This is a genomic window from Hymenobacter sp. YIM 151858-1 (assembly GCF_025979705.1).
Classification (GTDB): domain Bacteria; phylum Bacteroidota; class Bacteroidia; order Cytophagales; family Hymenobacteraceae; genus Solirubrum.
Genome location: NZ_CP110136.1, coordinates 2,779,611 through 2,803,654, shown reverse-complemented (window position 1 = coordinate 2,803,654; position 24,044 = coordinate 2,779,611). Strand labels below are relative to the sequence as shown.

Annotated in this window: 30 protein-coding genes; 14 read left to right on the top strand and 16 right to left on the bottom strand. The window is 62.2% G+C overall.

Translation table 11 applies throughout. The annotated features are described in order from the left end of the window. The first annotated feature begins 35 nt into the window (after positions 1–35). Positions 36–461, top strand: a complete 426-nt coding sequence (locus OIS50_RS12460) for a hypothetical protein (RefSeq protein WP_264690963.1) — start codon at positions 36–38, stop codon at positions 459–461. Between the two features lie 76 nt (positions 462–537). Here the strand turns inward: OIS50_RS12460 and msrA are convergent, their stop codons facing one another. Continuing rightward, entirely contained in the window at positions 538–1,194 is a 657-nt protein-coding gene (msrA, locus tag OIS50_RS12455) for a peptide-methionine (S)-S-oxide reductase MsrA (RefSeq protein WP_264690962.1), read from the bottom strand. 122 nt (positions 1,195–1,316) lie between these two features. On the opposite strand from msrA, the gene OIS50_RS12450 reads away from it, so the two are divergent. Both OIS50_RS12450 and OIS50_RS12445 read left to right on the top strand, forming a co-directional pair. After that, on the top strand, positions 1,317–1,922 hold the full coding sequence (locus tag OIS50_RS12450) for a DUF4136 domain-containing protein (protein ID WP_264690961.1): 606 nt from the start codon (positions 1,317–1,319) through the stop codon (positions 1,920–1,922). Positions 1,923–2,075: 153 nt separating this feature from the next. Continuing rightward, positions 2,076–2,471, top strand: coding sequence for a hypothetical protein (locus OIS50_RS12445; protein ID WP_264690960.1), 396 nt, complete (start codon positions 2,076–2,078; stop codon positions 2,469–2,471). A 118-nt stretch (positions 2,472–2,589) separates the two neighbouring features. Here OIS50_RS12445 and OIS50_RS12440 read toward each other — a convergent pair whose 3' ends face one another. Further along, positions 2,590–3,912 carry an MFS transporter gene (locus OIS50_RS12440; protein WP_264690959.1) on the bottom strand — a complete coding sequence of 441 codons (1,323 nt, stop codon included), beginning with the start codon at positions 3,910–3,912 and terminating at the stop codon, positions 2,590–2,592. 214 nt (positions 3,913–4,126) lie between these two features. Here OIS50_RS12440 and OIS50_RS12435 point away from each other — a divergent pair, with 214 nt between their 5' ends. From OIS50_RS12435 to OIS50_RS12420, 4 genes are all read left to right on the top strand, one after another. Then, positions 4,127–4,396 carry a hypothetical protein gene (locus OIS50_RS12435; protein WP_264690958.1) on the top strand — a complete coding sequence of 90 codons (270 nt, stop codon included), beginning with the start codon at positions 4,127–4,129 and terminating at the stop codon, positions 4,394–4,396. A 287-nt stretch (positions 4,397–4,683) separates the two neighbouring features. Beyond that, positions 4,684–5,109: a hypothetical protein gene (locus OIS50_RS12430; protein ID WP_264690957.1), complete on the top strand. Its 426-nt coding sequence runs from the start codon at positions 4,684–4,686 to the stop codon at positions 5,107–5,109. 10 nt (positions 5,110–5,119) lie between these two features. Next, positions 5,120–5,932 (top strand): alpha/beta fold hydrolase, encoded by an 813-nt coding sequence (locus tag OIS50_RS12425; RefSeq protein WP_264690956.1) that lies wholly within the window; start codon positions 5,120–5,122, stop codon positions 5,930–5,932. A gap of 196 nt (positions 5,933–6,128) precedes the next feature. Continuing rightward, positions 6,129–6,578 (top strand): DUF2141 domain-containing protein, encoded by a 450-nt coding sequence (locus OIS50_RS12420; RefSeq protein WP_264690955.1) that lies wholly within the window; start codon positions 6,129–6,131, stop codon positions 6,576–6,578. Positions 6,579–6,641: 63 nt separating this feature from the next. Here the strand turns inward: OIS50_RS12420 and OIS50_RS12415 are convergent, their stop codons facing one another. The 5 genes from OIS50_RS12415 to OIS50_RS12395 all read right to left on the bottom strand — a co-directional run bounded on the left by OIS50_RS12415 (position 6,642) and on the right by OIS50_RS12395 (position 10,156). Further along, complete coding sequence (locus OIS50_RS12415) at positions 6,642–7,307, bottom strand: hypothetical protein (protein WP_264690954.1); 666 nt, start codon at positions 7,305–7,307, stop codon at positions 6,642–6,644. A 46-nt stretch (positions 7,308–7,353) separates the two neighbouring features. Next, a complete protein-coding gene (locus OIS50_RS12410; RefSeq protein ID WP_264690953.1) occupies positions 7,354–7,779 on the bottom strand; it encodes a hypothetical protein in 426 nt (141 codons plus the stop codon). Between the two features lie 92 nt (positions 7,780–7,871). After that, positions 7,872–9,062, bottom strand: a complete 1,191-nt coding sequence (locus OIS50_RS12405; protein WP_264690952.1) for a PAS domain-containing protein — start codon at positions 9,060–9,062, stop codon at positions 7,872–7,874. 167 nt (positions 9,063–9,229) lie between these two features. Beyond that, positions 9,230–9,526 carry a hypothetical protein gene (locus OIS50_RS12400; RefSeq protein WP_264690951.1) on the bottom strand — a complete coding sequence of 99 codons (297 nt, stop codon included), beginning with the start codon at positions 9,524–9,526 and terminating at the stop codon, positions 9,230–9,232. 129 nt (positions 9,527–9,655) lie between these two features. After that, positions 9,656–10,156, bottom strand: a complete 501-nt coding sequence (locus OIS50_RS12395; protein ID WP_264690950.1) for a YdeI/OmpD-associated family protein — start codon at positions 10,154–10,156, stop codon at positions 9,656–9,658. 106 nt (positions 10,157–10,262) lie between these two features. Between OIS50_RS12395 and OIS50_RS12390 the strand changes: the two genes are divergently transcribed. The 3 genes from OIS50_RS12390 to OIS50_RS12380 all read left to right on the top strand — a co-directional run bounded on the left by OIS50_RS12390 (position 10,263) and on the right by OIS50_RS12380 (position 12,368). Next, positions 10,263–10,967: a DsbA family oxidoreductase gene (locus OIS50_RS12390; RefSeq protein WP_264690949.1), complete on the top strand. Its 705-nt coding sequence runs from the start codon at positions 10,263–10,265 to the stop codon at positions 10,965–10,967. A 463-nt stretch (positions 10,968–11,430) separates the two neighbouring features. Continuing rightward, the gene (locus tag OIS50_RS12385) at positions 11,431–11,733 is read left to right on the top strand and encodes a hypothetical protein (protein WP_264690948.1); all 303 of its coding nucleotides are present in this window, start codon (positions 11,431–11,433) and stop codon (positions 11,731–11,733) included. Positions 11,734–11,996: 263 nt separating this feature from the next. After that, a complete protein-coding gene (locus OIS50_RS12380; protein ID WP_264690947.1) occupies positions 11,997–12,368 on the top strand; it encodes a hypothetical protein in 372 nt (123 codons plus the stop codon). Positions 12,369–12,405: 37 nt separating this feature from the next. On the opposite strand, the gene OIS50_RS12375 is transcribed toward OIS50_RS12380, so the two are convergent. Both OIS50_RS12375 and OIS50_RS12370 read right to left on the bottom strand, forming a co-directional pair. Then, positions 12,406–13,653 carry a dipeptidase gene (locus OIS50_RS12375; protein WP_264690946.1) on the bottom strand — a complete coding sequence of 416 codons (1,248 nt, stop codon included), beginning with the start codon at positions 13,651–13,653 and terminating at the stop codon, positions 12,406–12,408. Between the two features lie 435 nt (positions 13,654–14,088). Further along, positions 14,089–15,366 carry a DUF2268 domain-containing protein gene (locus tag OIS50_RS12370; protein ID WP_264690945.1) on the bottom strand — a complete coding sequence of 426 codons (1,278 nt, stop codon included), beginning with the start codon at positions 15,364–15,366 and terminating at the stop codon, positions 14,089–14,091. 215 nt (positions 15,367–15,581) lie between these two features. Between OIS50_RS12370 and OIS50_RS12365 the strand changes: the two genes are divergently transcribed. Both OIS50_RS12365 and OIS50_RS12360 read left to right on the top strand, forming a co-directional pair. Next, positions 15,582–16,436, top strand: a complete 855-nt coding sequence (locus OIS50_RS12365) for an aminotransferase class IV (protein WP_264690944.1) — start codon at positions 15,582–15,584, stop codon at positions 16,434–16,436. Continuing rightward, positions 16,433–17,662, top strand: coding sequence for a cysteine desulfurase-like protein (locus OIS50_RS12360; RefSeq protein WP_264690943.1), 1,230 nt, complete (start codon positions 16,433–16,435; stop codon positions 17,660–17,662). The genes OIS50_RS12365 and OIS50_RS12360 overlap by 4 nt, the downstream gene beginning before the upstream one ends. A 291-nt stretch (positions 17,663–17,953) precedes the next feature. Here the strand turns inward: OIS50_RS12360 and OIS50_RS12355 are convergent, their stop codons facing one another. Both OIS50_RS12355 and OIS50_RS12350 read right to left on the bottom strand, forming a co-directional pair. Further along, positions 17,954–18,517, bottom strand: a complete 564-nt coding sequence (locus OIS50_RS12355) for a dihydrofolate reductase family protein (protein WP_264690942.1) — start codon at positions 18,515–18,517, stop codon at positions 17,954–17,956. A 58-nt stretch (positions 18,518–18,575) separates the two neighbouring features. Beyond that, on the bottom strand, positions 18,576–19,004 hold the full coding sequence (locus OIS50_RS12350) for a DoxX family protein (protein ID WP_264690941.1): 429 nt from the start codon (positions 19,002–19,004) through the stop codon (positions 18,576–18,578). Positions 19,005–19,141: 137 nt separating this feature from the next. Here OIS50_RS12350 and OIS50_RS20550 point away from each other — a divergent pair, with 137 nt between their 5' ends. Both OIS50_RS20550 and OIS50_RS20545 read left to right on the top strand, forming a co-directional pair. Continuing rightward, on the top strand, positions 19,142–19,582 hold the full coding sequence (locus OIS50_RS20550) for a DJ-1/PfpI family protein (protein ID WP_319805293.1): 441 nt from the start codon (positions 19,142–19,144) through the stop codon (positions 19,580–19,582). Positions 19,583–19,657: 75 nt separating this feature from the next. Continuing rightward, positions 19,658–20,128: a GlxA family transcriptional regulator gene (locus OIS50_RS20545; protein ID WP_319805292.1), complete on the top strand. Its 471-nt coding sequence runs from the start codon at positions 19,658–19,660 to the stop codon at positions 20,126–20,128. On the opposite strand, the gene OIS50_RS12340 is transcribed toward OIS50_RS20545, so the two are convergent. The 5 genes from OIS50_RS12340 to OIS50_RS12320 all read right to left on the bottom strand — a co-directional run bounded on the left by OIS50_RS12340 (position 20,125) and on the right by OIS50_RS12320 (position 23,916). Next, complete coding sequence (locus OIS50_RS12340) at positions 20,125–20,673, bottom strand: GNAT family N-acetyltransferase (protein WP_264690940.1); 549 nt, start codon at positions 20,671–20,673, stop codon at positions 20,125–20,127. The two genes, OIS50_RS20545 and OIS50_RS12340, sit on opposite strands and share 4 nt — an antisense overlap. 61 nt (positions 20,674–20,734) lie before the next feature. Beyond that, complete coding sequence (locus OIS50_RS12335) at positions 20,735–21,409, bottom strand: MBT domain-containing protein (protein ID WP_264690939.1); 675 nt, start codon at positions 21,407–21,409, stop codon at positions 20,735–20,737. 127 nt (positions 21,410–21,536) lie between these two features. Further along, positions 21,537–23,054 carry a M61 metallopeptidase family protein gene (locus tag OIS50_RS12330; protein ID WP_264690938.1) on the bottom strand — a complete coding sequence of 506 codons (1,518 nt, stop codon included), beginning with the start codon at positions 23,052–23,054 and terminating at the stop codon, positions 21,537–21,539. 156 nt (positions 23,055–23,210) lie between these two features. Further along, the gene (locus OIS50_RS12325) at positions 23,211–23,516 is read right to left on the bottom strand and encodes a hypothetical protein (protein ID WP_264690937.1); all 306 of its coding nucleotides are present in this window, start codon (positions 23,514–23,516) and stop codon (positions 23,211–23,213) included. Positions 23,517–23,607: 91 nt separating this feature from the next. Next, complete coding sequence (locus OIS50_RS12320; protein WP_264690936.1) at positions 23,608–23,916, bottom strand: hypothetical protein; 309 nt, start codon at positions 23,914–23,916, stop codon at positions 23,608–23,610. Positions 23,917–24,044: the final 128 nt, after the last annotated feature.

Here is a 24,044-nt window from a genome sequence, read left to right as displayed (position 1 = left end):
TGCCATAGCTTTGGAGGTATCACTTTTCCGAGGGTATGGCCGTTGTACACCAATCAGCAGCGTTACTGATTCATTACCACGCGGCCACCGCTGTGCTGGAGGCCGAGTGGAGGGGCTTCGTGAACAGCGAACAGTTGCGGGCAGGCTTTCAGGAGCTGTTGCGGCAAGGCCGGCGGCGCCGCGTGCGCGGCTGGGTTGCCAACCACAAGCAAATGCGCACCCTGCGGCCCGACGACCAGGAGTGGATGCTGACGAACTTTATTCCGCACATGGCCGAGCTGCCGATTGTGCGCCTGGGCCTGGTGTACTCCGATGACCCGCTGAACCGCATGGCCATCAAGCGCATCATCGGCAGTTGCGCCGAAGTGCTGCCCTGCCAGATTCAGTTTTTTAGCGAAGCCCGGCAAGCCCAGCAGTGGGTAAGCGAAGGTGCCGCCCATGCCTTGCCCCAGTTGCCATAGGCTGTGCAAACCCAGCAAAGGAGCCCCGGCCGCTGCTGCTGCCGGCGCTCCTTTGCTGCTAAGCTGTAGGTAACACCTAGGAACCGGGCTTGAGCAGCTCCGGAAAATCCCGGGCCACTTGTTGGTAGCGCGGCGCAGCCACAATGCGGCTGTACGGATGCTCGGGGTGGGCGCTGAAGTAGTTTTGCAGGTAGCGCTCGGCCGGGTAAAAGGCCCTGAACGGCACCACCTGCGTAACCACGCGCGTGGGGTAGCGCCGCGACTCGTTCAGGCGCTTGATTTCAGCTTCGATCAGCTGTTTTTCCTGCGGGGTGCGGTAAAAAGCTACCGAGCGGTACTCCGGGCCTTCGTCGGGGCCCTGGCGGTTGAGGGTGGTAGGATTGTGCTGGGCAAAAAATACCTGCAGCAAGCGGGCGTAGCTGATTACGGCCGGGTTGTAGTACACCTGCACGCTTTCGGCGTGGCCGGTGCCGCCGCGGCTTACCTGCTCGTAGGTGGGGTTGGGCACGGTGCCGCCGGCGTGGCCGGCCACCACGGCGCGTACCCCCTTCAGGCGCTCAAACACGGGCTCGGTGCTCCAGTAGCTGCCTCCGGCGAAAGTGGCCACGGCCTCGCCCGGCTGCAGCTTGGGCAGCTCGGCAAAGCGGCGGTCGGGCTCGGCGGCGGCGCCCGTTTGCGCATGGCTGCCGAGGGCCCCGGCGCCGGCCAGCAATAGCATCAGCAAGCGTTTCATTATCATACCCCCGGCATACGCAGGCCGGTTTCAATTCGATTACGCTGCGCTACGCCGGCGCAGCACAACTTGCGGGTAGCCAGTGCAGTACAGGTGTAATATACCACCCAATTGCTAAGCGTATGATTCTGAATTCCCGAATACTGGCCGTGCTGCTGTGCTTGCTGGGCGGCCTTGTGGGCGGCTGCTCGTCGGTGAGCGTGCAGCAGCGCGAAGGCGTCGATTTCGGCCAATACCGCACGTTTGCCTGGGCCGAAACCGAAGTAAAAACCGACGGCACGCAAGGCCCGGCGCTGCGCAGCCAGCTGCAGGACGGCACCATTCGGCAGGCCATCGAAACGGAGCTGGCCCGGCGCGGCATTACGCCGGCTACCTCCGGCAAACCCGATTTTTACCTGACGTACCACCTCTACGTGGAGCAGGCCGAGCGCACGGTGGCCAACCCGCCCAACCCCGCCGTGCCCGTGAGCTACCCTTACCTGGTGCGCTACCGCGGTTTTCTGGTGCCCGTAAATTACACCTACTGGTACCAGGCGCCCAGCGGCTACCGCACCGAGCGCTACCAGGAGGGCATGCTGGTGCTCGATTTTGTGGATGCCAAAACCAACAACCTGGTGTGGCGCGGCTCCATCATCGATGCGGTAACCAGCCCCAACCGCGCCGGCGAGCGGTTCGCCGAATCGGCCCGCGACATTCTGGACAAGTTTCCGGTGAAGGAGCGCAACTAACCCAGGGCAAATACCCCGGCCCGCTGCTGAGCGAAGTGCGGGCCCTAGGTGGGCCGATGGATGCCGAGCCAATGGTACTTACCCGCAACGGATTTGTGCCGGGGTGCCGTAGCTGTGTTAGTTTTGTGGCCCCAAGCACCATCCATTGCACCCATGGCCCTGAGCACGCTCTACCAAAACAGCCACGTTACCATTGCCTACGATTACCTGAACGAGTGGCTGTACGTCGACTGGACCGGCGAGCAGGATTTCGACTCGGTGCGCAACGGCTGCCTGCAAATGCTGGAGTGCCTGAAGCAGGAGCGTTGCCGCAAGGTGCTCAACGACAACCGCAACGTAACCAGCATGTGGTCGGATGCCTCGGAGTGGGGCGGCAAGGTGTGGTTTCCGGCCATGGCCGAGGCCGGGCTCGAGTTCTTCGCCTGGGTGTACTCGCCCAACGTCTACAGCCGCCTCTCTACTGATTTGATGATGAGCCACACCACGCGCCCGCTTGTGCTCACGTTCGACGATATCGACACCGCCAGCGCATGGCTGCGCCAGATGTGAGTTTAATATTGGGTACCCGGTACTAAGCACTGAAACGGGTGAGGGGAGTGCAGGGCCGCGGAAAACGGGCGCACGGCGGCGTAACCCGCACCCTAGGTCGGCAATACGCACCTAACACCTAACACCTAACACCTAACACCTCTATCCTCGACGTGTGCTTGGTATCGGCCATGCGCCAGTACACCAGCAGCGAGAGGGCGGCGCAGGCCGTTACGTACCAGTAGTAAGCGGCCTCAATGCCCTGGCTTTTGGCCAGCAGGGCGCCGTACTCGGCCGAGCCCCCGAAAATGGCTACCGTAAGCGCGTAGGGCAGGCCCACCCCCAGGGCCCGGATGTGCGTTGGGAACAGCTCGGCCTTTACTACCGCGTTGATGGAGGTATAGCCGCTCATGATAATCATGGCCACCGCCAGCAGGCCAAACGCCGCCCACGGGCTGCGGGCCTGCGCCAGCAGCGTGAGCAGCGGCACAGTACCTAGGGTGGCGCCCACACCAAAGAACAGCAGCACCGGGCGGCGGCCCACGCGGTCGGAGAGGGCGCCCATCAGGGGTTGCAGCAGCAGGGCCACCGCCAGCGCCCAAAACGAAATTTGGGTGGCCTCGGCTTTGCTGAAGCCCGCGGTATTCACCAGAAACTTCTGGGCGTAGGTGGTGAAGGTGTAAAACGCGATGGTGCCACCTAGGGTAAGCCCCACCACGGTAAGCAGCTCGCGCGGGTGGCGCAGCAGCACGCGCAGCTTGCTTTCGGCCGGGGCCGGGTTGTTGGTTTGCTGCACAAAGGCGTCGGTTTCGTGCATGCTGCGGCGCAGGTACAAGGCCACCACGGCGGCTAAGGCGCCAATCGCGAAGGGCACGCGCCAGCCCCAGGCGTGCAGCTCGGCGGGCGTGAGCAGGCGCTGCAAAGCCAGCTGCACCAGCAAGGCCAGCAGCTGCCCGGCCAGCAGCGTTACGTACTGAAAGCTGGAGTAAAAGCCGCGGTGCCGGTGGTGGGCCATTTCGCTCAGGTACGTAGCCGAGGTGCCGTACTCGCCGCCCACGCTCAGGCCTTGCAGCAGCCGGGCCAGCACCAGCAGTATCGGCGCTGCCACCCCAATGCTTTGGTAGCCGGGCGTAAGGGCAATCAGCAGCGAGCCGCCGCACATCAGCAACACCGAGAGCAGCAAAGCGGCCTTGCGCCCGCGGCGGTCGGCGTAGAGGCCCAGCAGCCACCCGCCCAGGGGCCGCATCAGAAAGCCCACCGCAAAAATGGCGGCCGAGTTGAGCAGCTGCGCCGTGAGGTTGCCCTGTGGGAAAAACGCCGGCGCGAAGTACAAAGCAAAGGCCGAGTACACGTACCAGTCGTACCACTCCACGAGGTTGCCGATGGAGCCGCTCACGATGGAGCGAATACGCGTGGCGGCCGAGCGTACGGGCGGCGGGGGCGGAGAGGCAGGCGCAAACATGGCGCTAAGCTACGATCGGCTGTTGGCTAGCAGCTGTTGGCTGTTAGTCAATTCCCAAATGCTGATAATTAACTGTGCTGATAGCTAACAGCCAACAGCTGCTGGCCGATAACGGCCCGCTGGCGGTGCAACCTTCGGCCGGCGTTATCTTCTTATAAGTACTTGCGTATGAAGTCATTTAACACCTCTGCTACCGTCATACACCTACTCCGCAATGAGCCAGCACCAATCCGTACCGGGTATTTTCTTTACCAACCGCAACACGCCCACCGCCCGCGCCGAGCTGGCCGAGCGGTTTAAGCAGTTTCATGCTGCTTTTTTGCGCAAAGCCAGTTGCGAAGAAGTGTTGAAAGTGTATACCCGCGCCTTCGTGGAGTGGTCGATGAACCCCAACACCGAGGTGTACCAGATGGAGTTGCTGTTCGACGAGATTTACCACGCCTCGAAGCTGGAAGACGCCGAGGAGCAAGGCGGCAAGGAGTAACCGCCATTGGGCCCCGGGCGCGGCCCTGTGCCGGCAAGCCGGGCCCACAAGCACAACGCCCGGCTGCTGCGCTGCTAGGCGGAGTTACCGGGCGTTGGTGTTGGTTGTGGAAAAGAGGGCGAATGGATGCTAGCTTACGCAGGGCGCCCCACTAAGGTTGAGCTGCGGCCCTAGGTGCGGGCTGCCGCCTGGCGGCGGATGCGCGTAATTCTGGTTTGCTGTACTATGTTGTGGCCGAACGGTGCCCGTCTTCGTTGAAGGCGTGTGCTATCTGCTCGCTACCTGCTATGCAACCCGTCTCTACCTCCGTTACCACCTTTCACCGGCCCGATGGCTACGTGTACCTTACGGCCGAGCGCAACCGCCACGAGGGCTGGATTTGCGCCCGCTGGTCGGGCATTCAAACCCTGAGCACCGTGATGGAAGGCGGCATGGCTTACCTCGACATGCTGCGCGAAGAGCCCTGCGCCAAACTGCTGAACGACCACAGCGAGCTGGTGGGGCCGTTTTCCGAAGCCAACGAGTGGATAGCCAACGTGTGGACGCCGCTTACCATCGAGGCCGGACTGCGCTACTTCGCGCAGGTGTTGTCGCCGGGCATCTTTGGGCAGCTATCCGTGCAGGATTTGCACCGGCGCATCGGCAACCAGTTCGAAATGCGCCTGTTTGATAACCCCGAAAACGCCAAAAACTGGTTGCGCAGCGTGGGGTAGCTTTGCGCCCATGACCCCTGCCGAGCTGATCATTACCGAAACCGACCTAGGCTTTGCTGCGGGCTACACGCTGCGCGTGCAGCGCCTGCTGCCCGCCAGCCCAGCTGCGGCCCCACGCCCCACGCTGGTGTTTCTGCACGATTCGTTGGGCTGCATCCGGCTGTGGCGCGACTTTCCGGCGCGCCTGGCCGCTGCCACGGGCTGCCCCGCGCTGGTGTACGACCGCCGCGGCTACGGTCAGTCGTCGGCCTTTGCCGATGAGGCCCGCACCAACCGCTACCTGGAGCAGGAGGCCCCGGTGCTGCGGCAAGTGCTCGATGCCTGCCAGCTAGAGCAGGCCATCCTGTTCGGGCACTCCGATGGCGGCAGCATTGCCCTGTTGGCCGCCGCCCTGCACCCCGAGCGGGTGGTGGGCGTAATTACCGAAGGCGCGCACGTGTTCGTCGAAGACCTTACCCTGGCCGGCATACGGGCGGCGCAGCAGCAGTACCGCAGCACCAACCTGCCCGAGCGGCTGGCCCGCTACCACGGCTCCAAAACCGACGCCGTGTTCCGGGCCTGGGCCGGTACCTGGCTGGCCCCCGCCTTCCGCAGCTGGAACATCGAAAGCTACCTGCCCCGTGTGCAGTGCCCGCTGCTGGTGCTGCAAGGCGAGGCCGACGAGTACGGCACCGCGGCGCAGGTGCAAGCCATTGCCCGGCAGGCCGGCGGCCCCGCCCGCAGCGTGCTGCTGCCCGGGGCCGCCCACACGCCGCACAAAGAAGCACCCACCGAAACCCTGCAGCTGGCCACCGATTTCGTGCGGCAGCTGTGCAGTAGCTGAAGCAGCGGCAGGCCGGTGTTTTTTGCCCAACTGCACCCCGAAACCCAACCGCGGGCGGGTTGGCGGCAGCGCGGTTGGGCTCCTTACGCCCACCGGCGGGCAATGCACCTAGGGCAGCCACAAAACCGGGCATTACGTACTAAAATTTAGTAGCTTAGGGTTTGCCCGTTAGTGTCCGGTATTCAGTGCTCCTTCAATGACTTTATTTCAGCTTGCTCTCGTTGCCGCCGTGGGTAATCCGCTGGCGGCTTTGCTGCCCGCCGCCCCCCACGCGCCGGTAGCTACCTCGTCGGTAACGGTGGTGGTTTCCAGGCTGGCTTCGAAAGAGTCGGCCGTGAAGCTGTACTTCTACAACGTGCGCGAGTCGTTTCTGCAGCCCAAGCAGTACGCCTTCTTTAAAGTGGTGCGCCCCGATGGGCAAGACCGCATTACCCTGCCCGTGCAGCTGCCCCACGGCGAGTGGGCCGTGGCCATTACGCAGGACGTAAACAACAACGACAAGCTCGACAAGAACTTCATGGGCATCCCGACCGAGCCCTATGCCTTCTCCAACAACGTGCGCCCCAAGCTGGCCCCGCCCCGCTTCGATGAGTGCAAGTTTCGGGTGAGCGGCAACGATCTGGTCGTGTCCATTCAGCTGAAATAAGGATAGCGGATTGGCGCTCTGCCGAATGCCGGCGACTGCGTTCAGCCCTAGGTGCCGGCCCGGTTACTGGCGGTAGGGCAGGGCCGTGTGGGCGCGCTTGGCCAGCTCTTTGCCTAGGTTTTTGGCGCTGATTACCGCGTTGCCGGTTTGCTCGTGGCTGAAGCGCCAGGCCAGTTGCCCGGTGCGGCCGTCGTACACCGAGAGGTAGGAGCGCACCACGTTGAGCGGCGCCTCGCTTGGGTCGGTGGGGGCAAACAGCATCAGCACGGCCAAGGGGCCGGGCAACGATTGCACCACCCGCGTTTCGCCGGCCAGCACGGCATCAACGCCCAACACCCGCTGCAGCTCCTCGGTGCTGCGGTACTGCAGGCTGTCGAGCGGAATGCCGGCTTGCTGCAGGCGGTGGTTGGTTTCGGCCACGGCCTGAAACTGCACGCGCCAGCTTTGCTGCTGCAGCCGCGCAGTTAGCTCGGCTTGCAGGCCGTAGGCCAGGGTGCGGATTTCGGCGGCCTGCCGGCGGTCGAACTCGGCTTCGGACAGGCCTAGGTCGTCGAAGGTGAAATTGGCCAGCCAGGGCCGCTCCACGCGAACCTGAAAAGGCAGCACGGCCACCGTGCGGTGGGTTTGCAAAACGGCGGGCACCTGCTCGCGCACAGCGTACAAGCGCTCCACGCACGACGAGGCCACCAACGCCAGGGCAACAAGCAGCGGAAAAACACAACGGCGCATAGGCCGGCAAAGGTAGCGGCAACGCAAGGCGCGCGGGCAGCGGTGGCTACAAATTGCGGCGCACCCAGCGCTTGGTTTCCTCCAGGGTGCCCAGGATTTCGGGCTCCAGCACGTAATCCTCGCGGGCGGTGGTGTTGGCGGCGTACACCTGCGCGGCAATGCGCCCGAAAATGTTTTCCGACGATACCATGCCGATGTGCCGCACGCCCAGGCTGTAGGCGCGCGGGTTCCAGTCGGTTTCGAGCCACAGCTGGTCGGCGGGCACCAGGGCGCTCATCTTGCGCAAATCGAACAGCCAGCCCAAGGGCCAGGTTTGCTGCGCCTCGCGGGTGTAGTAGGCCAGGGCTTCGTCCATGAGCGAGCGAAACTGGGCGCTGTTGGCAAAGCTGTGCCACCGCACGGCCACGCAGGGCACGTCCGGCATCAGCAGCACGTCGCCGTAAGGCTCAGAAATGACAACCGACTCGGCCATGGATTAAATGGGTTTTAGGGGGTAAACGTAGCCGGCCGCCGTAACGTTGGGCTACAATCCCCGCCAAAAGTAAACCCAGGCCCTGGGTGCGGCTACAATGCCTGCAGGTTGTTGGCGTAGGGCAGCTCGTGCAGGTTGGTAATATCGGTGTTGGTGCCAAACCAGCGGGTAATGTTGCCGGCGGCATCGCGCAGCGGCGCCGCCTGCGACAAAAACCAGCGGTACTCGCCCGTGCGGCCCCGCAGCGGAAACACATCCTGCCAGGGCTCGCCGGTTTCGAGGGCTTGCGCCCAGCGCTGGTACACGCGCTGGTAGTGCTCGGGGTGATGCACTTTTTCCCAGCCCCAGCCCTGCATTTGCTCCAGGGTAGTGCCGGTGTAGTCGTACCAGCGCTGGTTGTACCACACAATGGCGCCCGAGGCCTCGGTCATCCAGGCCAATTGCGGAATGGTGTTGGATATGGCCCGAAACTGCGCCTCGCGGGCCTGCAGCTGCTCGCGCAGCAGGTGTTGCTCATGAATATCGGTGCAGGTGCCAAACCACTGCAGTATGTGGCCCTCGGCATCGAGCAGGGGCAGGCCGCGGCCCATAAACCAGCGGTACTCGCCCGTGCGCGACTTCATCCGGAACTCCTTTTCGTAGGGCTGGCCCGATTGCAGTGAGCGGTTGAGCGCGGCAATGGTGGCCGATAAATCGTCGGGGTGCATGGCGGGGCCCCAGCCCCACTCCAGGCCTTCCTCCAGCGTGATGCCGGTGTACTCCGACCAGCGCTTGTTGAAGTACGTAATGCTGCCGTCGGGCCGGGCTATCCACAGCATATCCGGAATCGATTCGGCCAGAAACTCGAACTGTTGCTGCTGCTGCTGCGCCTGGGCGGCCGTGTGCTTGCTCTCCGTAATGTCGATGCAAAAGCCCTGCAGCAGCACGGCGGCAGTGCGCTCCGGGTTGAACACGGCGCTGCCCACGGACCGAATCCAGCGGGTGCGGCCGTGGTAGCCGGGCTCCAGCACGCGGTACTCGTTTTCGTAGCGGCCCGTGCCGGCCGGGTTGCAGGCCTGGGCAACGGTTTGCTGCAGGCGGGGGCGGTCTTGCGGGTGCACGGCGGCCAACACCTGCTCAAAGGTGATGTCCTGATCGGGGGCAAAGCCAAACAGCACCTTGCACTGCCCCGACCACAAGGGGCGGCGTTCGGGCAGGGTCATTTCCCACACGCCAACGTGGGCGGCATCGAGGGCCGCTTGCAGCCGCTCGATGGGGAAAGTGGGCGACGGGGTAGTAAGCATAGGCTTCGGAACGAAACTAGGGGAAGGAATGCGCGGCCACTGGCTAATGGGTACGCACCGCGGCGCCGCGCGTTTTGCCCAGGCCCCCGAAGCCACGAGCTGCTGGTGGCGCAGTGCGCCGCCACAGCAGGTTTTTCCGCGAAAGCTGTTCCGAAAGTTGGGGTGGGTCAGGCCGCCGGCACCGGCTCGGCGGCCGGTTGCGGGGCCTGCTCCCTAGGTGCCGGCTCGCCCGGGAGGGGGCGGTAGCCATCGAGCAGCACCGAGCTCAGGCGCGGGTCGTGGGGGCGGGCGGGCGGCGAGGCCTTGGGCGTGCGCAGCTGGTACACGGCAGGAGCGGGCAGCGGCACGGGCGGGTTATCGGGCTTGGGCAAGCCCGTCAGGGCCCATTGGTCGCGCTTCCACACGCCGTCGCGGAAGGCATACAGGCAAAGAGCAAGCAGGCAAAACAGTAGCAGTAGGTTCATGGCACCAGATGCTATGGTGAGTGGGGATGTACCCCGCCCGCAGCCCCAAGGTTACTGCCCAGGTGTGGTGTTTTTGTTAAGCCCATTCGGCTTCAACCAGCTGATTAACAACGAAAACGGCGCTACTGGTTACGCCGGCAGCATTTTGGGAGGCCGGAAGGGGTTGCCGCCGGTGGCCAGCTGGTGCAGCACGCCAAGCACCCGCTGCACCCGCGTTTCGGGGCGCTTGGCCGTGCCGATGTAGTGCGCCAGGTTGCGCTGCCGCCCCGGCGTAAGGCGGGCAAACGCCTGCTCGGCTTCGGGCCACTCGGCCAGGCCCTCGGCAAACTCCTCGGGCAGCTCCACATAGTTGGGGTCGGGGTCGGGGCTGAGGGTAATGGTTACCTCGGCGCCCACTTGCAGGTTGGCTTGCTTCAGCAGGGCTTTGCTTACCATCAGGTACCGCTCGCCGGTGCGCATGGGCAGCAGGCCGCGCCGAATGGCAAAGCCGTTGAGCGTGCCTATCACGCGCTTCACGCTTTTGCCCCCGAGGCCCTCCACCACGTCTTCCGGCACAATCAGTATAAGCATGGGCATGAAGCCGAGGCCGTTGGGCTGCAGGCGCGCCCGGAAGCTGAAGGTTGGTTGCATGGCCGGAAGTTAAGCCCGTGCTCCGATTTGCCACCGCTCCAGGTGCGGGCGGTAAACTTTTCGGGCAGCAATTGGCTTATTGCCACCAAACCTTTTGCCCCGCGAGATGAAAGTAGAAATCTGGTCCGATATAGTTTGCCCGTTCTGTTACATCGGCAAGCGCCGCTTTGAGGCAGCCTTGCAGCAGTTTGCCCACGCCGACGAGGTGGAGGTGGTGTGGCACAGCTTCGAGCTCGACGCCAACACCCAAACCGCCCCCGGCGAGCAGCTGTACGGCCGCCTGGCCGCCAAATACGGCCGCTCCGAGGCCTGGGCCCGCCAAATGTGCGCCGACATGACCCAGACCGCCGCCGAGGTTGGCCTCCGGTTCAATTTTGATATTGCCGTGCCGGCCAACACCTTCCGGGCGCATCGGCTGGTGCACCTGGCCGCCCAGCACGGCAAGCAGGATGCTGCCAAGGAGCGCCTGTTTAAGGCGTATCTGGAGGAAGGCCTGAACATCGACGACGTGGCCACGCTGCAAACCCTAGGTGCCGAGCTGGGCCTGGCGGCCGAGGAGGTAAGCCGCACGCTGGCCTCCGATGCCTTTGCCCAGGAAGTGCGCCACGACGAGTACCAAGCCCAGCAGATTGGGGTGCGCGGCGTGCCGTTCTTCGTGTTCAACGACAAGTACGCCGTGTCGGGCGCGCAGCCGGCGGAGCTATTTCAGGAAGTGCTCGAAAAGGTGTACGAAGAGTTTAAGCCGGCCCAGCCCAAAGCCGTGGTGCCCCTGGCCGATGGCCCCGCCTGCGGCCCCGACGGCAACTGCTAACCGGCAGCCCCCAACCCCGTGGTTTGCCAACGGCCACCCTCCGCCCGGAGGGTGGCCGTTGTGCTTTGGGGGCGTGGCGCAATGGTTGAGCTTGGACAAAACCTAGGTGCCCGGCACACGCATGCTTTGCCGGCAGCAGCGGCTACAGTGCAAGGGCAATGGAGGGGTACAAGCCTACGTATTTGCCGAAAAAGTGCGCAAATGCGTAGCCCAGAGTGCGTTGATTGCGTACAATCGTTCCCGATGGGTACGGGGCCTGCGCCTCCGTAGCCATGCCCGGTGCCCGGGCGGCCTCGGCAGTGAGGCCGTGCGGGACAAGCCAGTCATTGGACTGTGCCATTCGTTTGCCGTGTGTTTTACTAGCCGAATGCCCTGCTCCGCCGGAGCAACGGTGGCCGGATAAGGCCGGTGTGCCCGCCTGGCTGCTGGTTCAGTTTTGCTATTTCTTACCCCCCCAACCACCATGACTCCTTCAACTTCCCGCGTCCGCGCTTTTATAGAAACCAGTGGTTCAGTAGCCGAAGTTTGCTTGCTGGTGCAGCCAGAGCCCGGTATTGATGTACCGTGGCGCTGGGATTTGCCTTACCCGCTGTGGGCATCGTGGGGCACGGCCCGCACGGCCCGCTGGCTGGCCGATCAGTTCTTTCGCCACGACATCAGCCTCACGCGCGCCGTTGGGGCCGAGGCCGTGCGCCATGCCCTGTGGCGGGCCCTTGAGGTGCACCGGCGGTTTTTCAAGGTGACGTGGCTGGCCAACGTGGCTTAGCCGGCCAGCGCCAATTGCCGGGTGCACGCGCCCAACCAGCAGCGCCCTAGGTAGTTACTGCAAAAACAGGCCCCTGCAGCAGTGCAGGGGCTTTTTTGTGGCTAAAGAAAGACGCCGTTGGCTGCAATCAAGAGGCGAAAATTGAGTTAATGCATAATAATTTCATGGTCAATCGGTTATGAAAGCCTAGTTTTGCGCCCCGTTCAGCTACTTAGTACTTAGCCGCACAATTCATGGTCACCCGATTGCTTCACGAATCTCCGGTGCTTGCTCTTTCGCACGACGAATCCACGGATTGGTTGTACCTCGAGTGGTACGGTACGCCCACGTTGGAGCAAGTACAGGAAAGCTGCGCCCTCGTTGGGCAGGCCCTGCGCGAAGAAAACACCCCCAAAGTGCTCTGCGATATTTCGCAGGTGCTCCGGCCCAACCAGGAGGCCGTGCGCTGGGCCCTAACCGAGTGGCTGCCCACCATCCGCAACGCGGGCTTGCGCTACGTGGCGTGGGTGTACTCGCAGCACTACTTTATCGGGCGCGAAACCTTCGACCGGCTGCACGTGCTGCTCACCAACCCCGTGGTAGCTGCCTTCGACGACCTGGCCTCGGCCTACGACTGGCTGCAGCAGCAATCCTAGCCCGGCTCCAGAGCCGGGGCCCTAGGTGCGCCGGCGGCTACTGGCCGGCGGCAGCTGCGGGCCCGGCCGCCCGGGCCTTTTCCACGGCGCGCATCACCCGGAACAGGTTGCCGCTCCAAATCTTCTCGATATCGCGCCGCGAGTAGCCGCGCCGCACCAGTTCAATCGAAAGGTTGGGGTACTCGCCCACGTCGCGCAGGCCGTCGAGCTCGGTGCCGCCGTCGAAGTCGCCGCCGATGCCCACGTGGTCGATGCCGGCTACGCGCACAATGTGGTCGATCTGGTTGGCGGCATCCTGCACGGTAGCCAGCGGCACCGGAAAGCGTTTGCTCAGCTCATCCATTTCGGCCAGCGCCAGCTTTTGCTCGGCCTCGGGCAGGCTGTACACGTTCAGGAAGTTCTTGATCTTCCATTTGCTGTTGAACGCCTGCACCGCGGCATCGCGCACGGCGTCGGGCGGCAGCGGGCGCACATAGGGGCTGAACAAGTTGAGCTGTACCACGCCGCCGTGCCGGGCCAGGGCGCGCAGCATGTCGTCGGAGAGGTTGCGGGGTACGTCGCTGATGGCCCGCGCCGCCGAGTGCGAGGCAATGATGGGGGCTTTCGACACCCGCAGCACATCGTAGAACGTGGAGTCGGAGGTGTGCGAAATATCCACCATCATGCCCAGGCGGTTCATTTCGGCTACGGCCTGCACGCCCAGGAGGCTCAGGCCCTGGTATTCGGGGCCGTTGGGGTCGGTGCTGGAGTCGCAGAGGTCGTTGTTGGTGCCGTGGCACAGCGTCAGGTAGCGCGCCCCCAGGTTGTAGTACTGCCGCAGCAGCCCTAGGTCGCGGCCCATGGGGTAGCCATTCTCGATGCCGATGAAGATGGCCCGCTTGCCGGCCTTGCGAATGCGCACGGCCTGGGCGGGCGTGGTAGCCAAGGCTATTTCCAAGGGGTGCGCTTTGATGGCCGCGTGGATGGCCTCGAAAATCTTGAGCGCCTCCTGCTTGGCCGCGGCGTTGCCCTCGGGCGTGCGCGGCCCTTGCCCCATGTACACCGCCCAGAATACCGCATCGAGCCCGCCGCGCTTCAGCTTCGGAAAGTCGAGCTTGGCTTCGGCAGGGTCGTGGTCTTTGGTCAGGTCGAAGCCCGGCTTTACCAGGTTCATCGGGGTGTCGGCGTGCGTATCAACCGTAAAAACCTGCTCGTGCAGCTTGCGCGCTTTGGCTTCTTGTTGGGCAGCGGCCGAAGTGCTCAGGGCCGAGGCGGCGATAAACGGAAAAAGGTAGCGCAGGCGCATGGCAAAAGTCGAAAGCGGGTAGGCGGGCAATATAAGTATTACCACTGCCTGCCTTTCAGCTTATTCCACGCAACGTTTTCTGATCTGCTCAACGACGTAGGCGGTGTGTAGCTAGCAGGCGAAAAGAACGTCATGCGGAGCCCCGTCGAACCATCTCTACCGCTTCGTTTGAACGTCATGTCGAGCGCAGTCGAGACATCTCGCTGGATAGTATTGTCATCCTGATGCAGAAAGGACCCTCTCACGTCAGGACCTCACGGGACCCCTCCGGGGCACGGCCCCCTACCTCGCTCCAGGCGCGACATCGAAGAGAGGGGGAGCGGATGCTATCCGGCGTCAGCACACGAGATGCCTCGACAAGCTCGGCATGACGACCTAGGGAAAGCAGGCGAGATGCTTCGACGGGGCTCCGCATGACGGGCTGTGCAGGCTGTCCTAGCGGCGGGCCAAATCTTCTTCGTAGCCGCTGGCCGCCAGAAAGGCTTTCGCGTCGCGGATATTCAGGATATCGGCCACGGCTTTCTTTTTGTCGGCGGCCTTGTTGTAGTAGGCCTGACAAATTTTGTAGCCCACGTAGTAGCCTAGGTCGCAAGGCTTCTCGGGCGTTTCCTGGCGGCCGTTGGCAATCCAGTTGCTGGCATCGCGGCCTCCCATTTCTTTCTTAAACGCCTCCCACAGCTCTTTCTCGTGGGCGTTGCCGTACACATGCAGGCGGGCGTTGTTGCCGAGCGTACCCGTTACCAGCTCGGCTATAAAATCGGCCATGCCTTCGTTGATGGTGTAGCTCAGCAGCGTGCCGTCTTGCGGGCCTTGGTTGCTGTGGATGAGCTCGTGCAGCAGCAGGGTCGGCATTTCGGTAACCATGCCGTTGCGGTTGCGCTGCAGCAGGTTCAGCTCGGAGGTGTCCACGCCCGGCCCGTTAGCCGTCTGGTCGGCCCCGATCAGCAGTCCGGCATCCGACACGGTGCCGCCCGCCGAAAACCCGCCCACCACGAAGTAAATGTGCTGGAAGTACGCCGCCGGGTACAAGTCCTGGAACTTCTGAAAGGCGGCCAGCATCTGCGGTTTCTGGGCCGCAATGGAGTTCATGGTGGCCTGAATGGAGGCGTAGTACTGCGGCCGCGCCAGCACGCGCCGGGCAAAGGTTTGGGCGTTGCGGATTTTGTAGGCGTAGTAATCCTGCAGGCCGATGGAAGCCTTGCTGAAGTACTCGCGCTGGAAGATGGCCGCGGCGTTGGCCGTATCGGCTTTGGCTTTGGCGTAGGCCGGCCAGAAGTTGTCGATATCGGTGGTAACCAGCTTAATGTCCTGCACGCGCCGCACCTTCTTTTTCTCCTCGGCTTTGCGCACCTCGGCTAGTAGCTTCGGCCAAGCTTTATGGGAGTGCAGCACCTTCAGGTCGGTATCGTGCTCCATGTTGGCGGCGTTGGCGTAGCCGGCAGCCACGGCTTTTTGGGCGTTCTTCAGGGCGTCCGGGGCGTTGTTGAGCAGGCCATAGTCGCAGGCCAGGTTGTAGTACACGGTAGCCTTGTGGCGGGGCGTAATGCCCGGTGCGCGTAGCGCCAGCTCGTAGGTGCGGGCCGAGGCTTCGTACTGCTGGGCGCGGTATTGCTCCTGGCCTTTGCTGTTCAGCGAATCAAACTTGAGGGTGTGTTGGGCATAGCCCAGGGTGGAGGTAAGCGTAAGGGTAAGCGGTAAGAGGACTTGGCGCATAAGCGGGTGGGTGGTGGAAGGAAACAGTGCGCTGCCAAGGTGCGCCCGATCGTGGTGGTGGGGTATTCACCTTGCAGCTTAGTCATAGATAGAGAAAAAGCTATATGGTTGCTTTGCGGCGGCCGGATCCGTGTTTTTCGCGTGAGCACCCCAGGCAGTTTGCGCTTCGTGGTTCTGCCGAACGGCCGTAACTTCCGGCCCTTGCTAGCCTGCCCATGAATCCGGCCCTTTACGCATACCTGCGCGGTAACTTTGTGCCGCTCGATCAGGCCTTTCTGCACGTCAGCGACCTGGCCATTCAGCGGGGCTACGGCATCTTCGATTTCCTGAAGGTGCAAGACGGCCACCCGCTGTTCCTCGACCAGTACCTCGACCGTTTTTACCACTCGGCCGCGCTGATGGAAATGGCCGTGCCGCTGCCGCGCCCCGCGCTGGTGGCGGTGCTGCACGAGCTCATCGGGCGCAACAACCTGCCGCTCTCGGGCATCAAGCTGCTGCTCACGGGCGGGTACTCCAGCAGCGGCTACGAGCCGCCCGCCGAGCCCAACCTCATCATCACGCAGCAGCCCATTACGCTGCCCACGGCCGAGCAGCTGGCGCGCGGCCTGCGGGTAATCAGCCACGAGTACGTGCGCGAGTTTCCGGCAGCCAAAACCATTAACTACACCATGGGCATCAGGCTGCTGAAGCGCCTGCAAGCCCTAGGTGCCGACGAGGTGCTGTACCACCAGCAGGGCGTAGTAACGGAGTTTCCGCGAGCCAACTTCTTCATCGTGCGCGAAGATGACACCGTGGTTACGCCCGCCGCCAACGTGCTGGCCGGCATCACGCGGCGCAACATTCTGGGTTTGTCGGGGCGGCCGTACCAGGTGGAAGAAGGCCTTGTAACCTTGCACGACGTACGCCAGGCCAAAGAAGCTTTCCTGACGAGCACCACCAAACTGGTAATGCCCGTAGTGCAGCTCGACGACCACGTAATTGGCAGCGGCCAGCCCGGCCGCGTCACCCTCGATTTACTTTACGCCCTCACGCAGCTCGAACAACAGCAGCTGACGCAATCCTACGCATGACCCACGCATCCATTCTCTCGATTCGTTCGCACTTTCCGGCCCTGCAGCCCGACGCCATTCGCCCGCCCTACATCTTCTTCGACGGGCCGGGCGGCACCCAAATGTCGCGGCAGGCACTCGATGCCATGGTAGCTTACATCACGGGCGGCATGGCCAACCTGCACGGCACCTTCCCGACGAGCGTGGGCACCGATGCCCTGCTCGACGAAGGCCGCCAAGCCGTAGCCGACCTGCTGAATTGCGAACCTCAGGAAGTGGCCTTCGGCCAGAACATGACTTCGCTGGCTTTTGCCATTGCGCGCGGCCTGGCCGGCTTCATCAACCCCGGCGACGAGGTGGTAGTAACCGAGCTCGACCACCGCGCCAACGTTGATCCGTGGGTAACGCTGGCCAAGGACCGCGGCGCCGTGGTGCAGTTCATCCCCGTCAACCCCGAAACCTACACCCTGGAGCTAGACGACCTAGGCAGCCTCATCACGGAGCGCACCAAGCTGGTGGCCGTGGGCATGTCGTCGAACGTGACGGGCACGGTTACGCCCGTGGAGCGCATCATTGCCCGCGCCAAGGAGGTAGGTGCCCTCACGGTGATTGATGCCGTGCACGCCGTGCCGCACCTGCCCATCGATTTCCGCGCCCTAGGTGCCGATGTGCTCTTGTGCTCGGCCTACAAGTTCTTCGGGCCGCACCTGGGCGTGGCGGTGGTTTCGGCCGAGCTGTTCGAGAAGCTGGCCGTGTACAAGCTGGCTCCGGCGCCTACCGAAATTCCGCACAAGCTGGAAACCGGCACCCAAAACCACGAAGGCATTGCCGGCCTCATTGGTGCCTTGGAGTTTGTGCAGGCCCTAGGTGAGGGCAGTACCCGCAAGGCGCGGCTACGCTCAGGCCTCGAAGCCATTGATGCCTACGAGCAGGAGCTGGCCCAGGAACTTGAAGATTTCCTGCTTTCGCTGCCGCAGGTGCGCTTGTACCGGGCACCTGCCGGCACGCGCAAAACGCCCACGCTGGCGTTTACCATCGAAGGCCGCAACTCGCGCGAGGTAGCCGCTTGGTTTGCCAAGCGCCACCACATGTGCATCGCCGATGGGCACTTCTACGCTTCCACATTGGCCGATAAGCTGGCTGTAGGTCCGCAGGGTGGTTGGGTGCGCATCGGCCTGGCGCCGTACAACACGGCCGAGGAAGTGGAGCAGTTTAAAGCCGCGCTGCAGGAGTTTTTGGCTGAGTAGCGGACCTAGGAAGTGCGCACGGCTTGCCCAATTTTAGAAGACCGTCATGCTTCATCTAGCGTCCGCTTGTCGAACCGAAGGTCGCCGTTAGGCAAGCATCTCTCCCGCTTCGTTGTCCGGCTGTAGTGTACCAATGCTATTAACGAGTTACCAGCTAGTTCCCCTCCTCAGATGAGGAGGGGCTAGGGGTGGTTGAAGAACTAGAGTTAGAGGCTACATCTAGAGGTTGTTCAACAACAAGTCAACCACCCCTAGCCCCTCCTCATCTGAGGAGGGGAACTAGCCTTAGCTCTAGCTTTGGCTGGCTTCTTTCTGCTGCGGGGCGGGGGCGTAGGTGAGTACAGTTACGCCGGAGGGGTGGGCTTTGGAGCTGATCAGTTTTAGGTTGGCGGTGCTGCCTTCCTGGAAGAGGCGCTGGCCTTTGCCTACCACCACCGGGAACACCATCAGGCGGTATTCGTCCACGAGGTTGTGCTGCATCAGGGTTTTCACCAGCTGGCCGCTGCCGAACACCAGAATATCCTGGCCGGGCTGCTGCTTCAGGCGGGTAACGTACTCAGCCAGGTTATCGGCGACGATGTGCGTGTTCTGCCACGGGCCTTCGGTCAGGGTAGTAGTTACCAGGTGCTTGGGCATGGTGTTGATGCGCTCGGCGTAGCCGTCTTCGTCGGTGCGGCTGGGCCAGGCGGCGGAGAAGCCTTCGTAGGTAACGCGGCCGAGCAGCAGGTCGTCGGCGGTCATCATTTCGTGCAGCTTAAACTGGCCTTCTTCCGCGCCGAAGTACTCCAGCGTCCAACGCGGTTCTTCCATTACGCCGTCGAGGGTCAAGAACTCCGATATAACTACTTTTCTCATAGTGGGGGAGAGGGTTAGGTAATGCCAGGTGGTAGAATGCGAAACTATCGGAAAGTGCTTAGGCCACGGCTAGCTGGGCAGCCGGAGTAGCATCAGCCACCAGAGCCGACTGTAAGCGTTGGCCTTGCCGCTTTTTCCAAAGCAGGTAGCTCAGGCCCATAAAGCTCAGGAACAGCAGCGGCGACACGATGAGCATGGTGCTGTCGTGGGCGGCGGCGCGGGCAGCGCACGCACCTAGGAAGTTGAAGGTGAAGCCCGCATACGCCCACTCTTTCAGGGTAGCGTAGCGGTTTTGCACCAGGGCCAGCGCGCCGAGAACTTTGCCTGCGCCCAGCACCAGCAGCACGTGCTCGGGGTAGCCTAGGTGGCGCATTATCTCGCGGCCCTCGGGGCCTTGCAGCAGCTCCATGATGCCGGCCATCAGCATAAAGGCCGAAAACAGCAGGGTGGTGGCGTAGTAAAGGGCGGTAGTGGCTTTGGCTTTCATGGCTGGGCTTGGCTAAAAGGGTTTGGGATGTGCCTGATCGACATCCCAAAAGTATTAGCACGGCCGGCCACCTAGGGGGTGTAAATGCGACCATCTGAGGGGTTGATTGCGACACCCCATAATGGTAGCTTGGTACCATGAAACACATAACCATCCTGGTTCCTAAGGGAGCCATCCTAGGAAGCATCGAAGGGCCCCGGCTGGTGTTCTCGGAGGTAAATGCCTTGATGCAGCGCATGGGCAAACCGCCGTTGTTTCAGATTCAGCTGGTGGGCCTCGCGCACGACACGCCCGTGTGCGGCGGCCTGTACCAAGTGCACACCGATTTACTGACTTCCGACGTGGAGCGCACCGATTTGGTGGTAATCCCGGCCATTGACGGTGACCTACGGCAGGCGCTTGAGGACAATCGCGACTTCATCCCCTGGATCATCGGCCAGTACAAGCGCGGCGCCGAGGTGGCTAGCCTCTGCGTAGGCGCCTTTCTGCTCGCTTCCACGGGGCTGATTAAAGGGCGGCAGTGCACCACGCACTGGGCGGCGGCCAGCTACTTCCGGGCCATGTTTCCCGATGTGTAGCTGGTAGAGGATAAGCTCATCACCGACGAGCACGGCATTTACTCCAGCGGCGGCGCTTTCTCCTACCTCAACCTGGTGCTGTACCTGATTGAGAAGTATGCCGGCCGCGACATTGCCGTTACCTGCGCCAAGGTGTTCCAGATCGATATTGAGCGCGTAAGCCAATCGGCCTTTATCATCTTCAAAGGCCAGAAAGAGCACGGCGACGAGCCCATCAAAAAGCTGCAGACCTACATCGAGGACAACTACCAGGAAAAGATTACCGTCGATCAGCTGGCCGATATGCTGGCCCTAGGTCGGCGCAACCTCGAGCGGCGCTTCAAGAAGGCCACTGCCAACTCGGTGGTCGAGTACATTCAGCGGGTGAAGATTGAGGCGGCCAAAAACAGCCTCGAGTCGTCGCGCGATACCGTGAACGAGGTGATGTACCAGGTGGGCTACACCGACCCCAAGGCCTTCCGCGACACGTTCAAGCGCATCACTGGTTTGTCGCCGAAAGAGTACCGCGACAAGTACAACCGCGAGCGGGCCGTGGCCGCGGTTTAATACAGCACTTGCACCCGGCTGGCATCGTAGAGCTGCAGCCAATCGCGGCGCAGAATGGCGTAGAGCAGCTCGTCTTCGAACTCGCCTAGGTCGTTCAGGCCCGATTCGCGCATCACGCCCTCGAACTGAAAGCCCGTGGTTTTCTCGATGGAGCGCTTCGACGACAAGTTCGACACGCGGCAGCCGGTGGCTACGCGGTTCAGGCCCAGCAACTCGAAGGCCAGGTAAAACAAGTGCGGCTTGCTGCGCGGCGTAACGCCGCGGCCGCGCATGTGCTCGAATACATCGGCGCCGGTCGAGCCTGCTCGTTCTTCCCAGCTATCCACCGAAAGCAGCGTCATGCCGGCCAGCTCCGCGTCCAGCATGGAGTAAAAGCCGAAGTTGGTGCGCTGGTCGCGCTCGTACCTAGGCAGGTAGTTGCGAAACATTTCCTCCAGCATGGGCTGCGTATCGGGGTGGCCCTGGAACAGGCTGAACACCTCCGTCAGGTTGTCCTCGTTGATGAGGTGCAGCGTAATGCCATCGGAGTGCAGCGCTTTGAACATAACAGTGGAGGTGTTGCAGGTGAAGGCTAAATCATAGATCCGGTAGTTGCGCCTAGGTAGGTTACTGATCTTGGCAGTAGCAGCGAATGAAGTTGGTTTCGCCTTCGCGCTGGTTGTCGTAGGGCGAGCCGGTGGCGCCTTCCTCCAGGTACAGAATGGTGTGCCGGTTTTGGTTGCTTTCGCTGCGTATGTCGTCTTTATCGGTAGGGCCAGCATACCAGCCACGGCGCTTTAGGCGCAGGTTCGAGCCGCTAGCCCAGGTAAGCTCGCGCGTACGGGCATCGAAACGGTAGGTGCCTACGGGCCCGGCCTCTAGTATTTTGTATTGGCCGCCGGGCATTATCCACATGCTGCCCACCAGCATGTTGGCTGCGGTGGTGTAGCATAAGTACTTGCCTACTGGCGGACCATCCTTGCCGGCCGCCGAAGTTTTGGTGGCGGGCAGTGGCTTCGCCGAGGGCACTGCAGGTGTAGGTTTGGGAACCGGTGCGGCAGCCGACGCTGCTTTCAGGCGGGCTGGAGCAACCCATTCATCCCAGCTGGCGGCGTAGCCATCGTAGTGAATTTTGTAGGAGCCGTTTTTCGCCTCCAGAACCCTGCCTGGGTACCACGAGCTTTTCCACTGAATCTGGACTGCGTCGCCGACTTTGTAGGCGGCCGGAGTTTGGGCCTGCACAAGCAGCGCAAGCGGCAGTAAACCTAGGGCTGAAAGACGGCAGGGTAGAGGTAGGTGCATGCGGTATAAATCAGCGTTTAACAGTGCCCATGTTGCAACAATACACCGCCCGAGCTTCGCCGCAAAATCGTGCTGCAACTTTGCTAGGCTGCCCCAAAAGCAGCGTTAAAATCCCACTGCGAAAGGCTTACTTTTGCGCTACCGATTTAGCGGCGGGCTTGTTGTTGAGGTACCGCTCGCGCACGGCATTGCTAGCGCCGGTGGTTTTCAGTACCGGCATGCCCTGCACGGTTTCCACCGCAAAGCCTTCGATCAAATCGGCGGTAGCGAGGGGCAAATCGGCGCCTACTAAAATGTGCTTCTGAAAAAACGCGCTGATGTCTTCGTGTAGGTAATCCTGCACCATGGCCAGGAACCGCTCGTCGGTAAACTTCTGGCCCGGCTGGCGGCAGGCTTGCAGCATGTCGCGCATCAGGTCGTCGAGCGAGCGGGTGTACTTCGATTTCTTCAGTATCTGGTTATCGAGCCAGAAGGCAAACAGCGCCCCGCGGCGGTAGGGCAGCGTTTCGAAGCTGCGCGACTTCCAGAAGTTGTCTTTGAGCACGTAGTTGGGCTGGTTGCGCTCGGGGTTGTTATAGAGCGACTTGATGACGCGGCTGTTGAAGCTCTTCAGCCAGTCGTCGAGCGAAAGGGAGCCGTTGCGCAGGCGGTTTTTGTAGGCGTAGTAATCGGTGAAGCCCTCCGTAAACCAGTAGTTCAGCTCCTCGTGCGCAGCGCCAATTTGCCCGCCCAGCCAGTCGTGCATCATTTCGTGGTTGAACATATAGCCGAGCAAATCCCAGTTGTTGAACGGGTTGTTCGACGACTGCAGCTTGAAGCCCTGGTACATGCTCTCGCCCCGCATGCTCTGCCCGTGCCAGGTGGTGTCGGCGGTGCTGATGGTGGGGCTCAGAAACACGGTGTACATGGCCGGGCCGGCATCGTTCCAGAACTCGCGCTGGGTGCTGAGCACCTTCTGCATGTTGCTGAGCACGCGGGCATCGTCGTAGTGGTGCCACTGCCCGCGGATGGCCAGGTACACCGGGCGGTTGCGGTAGCTAAACTGCTGCAGGCGGTAGTCGCCGCCCACGTACAGCGAGCGGAAAAACTGCGTCCAGAGCTTGCCCCGAAAGGTTTGCTGCGCCACCTGCGAGGCAAACGTGTTGTGCAGCACGTAGCCCTTCGGAAAACCCACCCAGCGAATGGTAGCCGTAATGTCGGGCTCGGTGGGCGTGTTGGTGATGAACTCGGGCGTGGCAAACAACGACTCGCCCAGCACGTGGAAGTACGTGTCCGTCACGCGAGGCCGGTTGAAGGCATCGCGCGGGTACTCGGCTGCATCCTGCTTTACGCGGTACGAGAAGCTCACCAAGCGGGTGCGCGGGTGGTACACCACAATGCGGTTGCTATCGGGCACCACCCGAAAGCGGTACAGCGCGTTTTCGCCCGCAAACCCGCCAATGCACCGCAGCAGATCCTTCTCGCCCCACACCTCGTTGGCGAAGTGGAAATAAGTAGAATCGGTGGCCTTGGGCGTGCGCACGCTCAGCTGCACCCGCAACCCCTCGGAGCCTAGGTTGGGTGAGTAGTGCACGGCGTAATCGAGGCGGTGCTGGGCCAGCAGCAGGGTGGGCAGCAGGCAGCAAACGAGTAGCAGCAGTCTCATAAGCAACGGTGTAGGCGAGCGTGTTGGCAAATGTAGAGTAGCTGCTAATCAGCTGGTTTCACATGATGATGTGAGTTGATGTGCAGGCCCTAGGTAAAAAACACAGGGCCGCCCTGCACGTGGCAGGGCGGCCCTGTTCCTGAATCGTGGGGGCGGTTAGTAAGAGCTACCCGAGGTAGTGGAAGCGGCTTTCTGCTTTTGCTTCTTGCGCGCCTTCTTCATTTCCTTATTGCTGCCGCTGGTCTGGCCTTGGGCCGAGGCAGCAGTGGTAGTTTCGCGGTCGGCAGCGGGTTGGGTGTTTTGGGCCGGCAGCGTACCCAGCGACCCGGGTGCTTGCGCGGGCGGCGCCGATTGCGGGCTGGTGGTGCCGTTTACGGTAGGCGTCCCTTGCGACGAGGTTTGGGCCGAGGCAGCGGTGGCGCTCAGCAGCAATGCGGCGGCAAATACAAAAGCAAGTTTCATAGCGGTTGGGGTTAATAGCGAGCTGTGTCATACGGCTCAGCTACTAATTACGTTCGGATGGCACCTTCGGGCACCGCACTTATTGCTCCGCCTACAACTGCTGCGCCGGCTGCGTGCTTGGCTGCAGGCCACGCTTGGCAGCAAGTAGCAAACCCAGAGCCGCAAGGCGGAGGCCACCGGTTATAGAAAAGCCCAGCAAAGGCCCGCCGTTGCGAAAGTTGTCCAGCAGCACACAGCCAGCCATTAGCAGGGCCAACACCTGCCATACCACCAGCAACTGCAAGGCCAGGCGTTGCAGCCCAGGTTTTCGGTACGCAAACAGCCCCACCAACAACAGCAGCAACAAGCCGCTGCTGCGACCTACTCGGCCGCTTTCGGCCACAAACCATAGCTTTTGCAAACCGGGTAGTAGTTCGGCCACCAGCAAACACGCTGAGGCTATATGCAATTGCAATCGGGTGTTTTGTGGGCTATCCATCGGGCCAAATATAGCCGCACAAACAAATGCACAGCCCGCTGCCACGCACA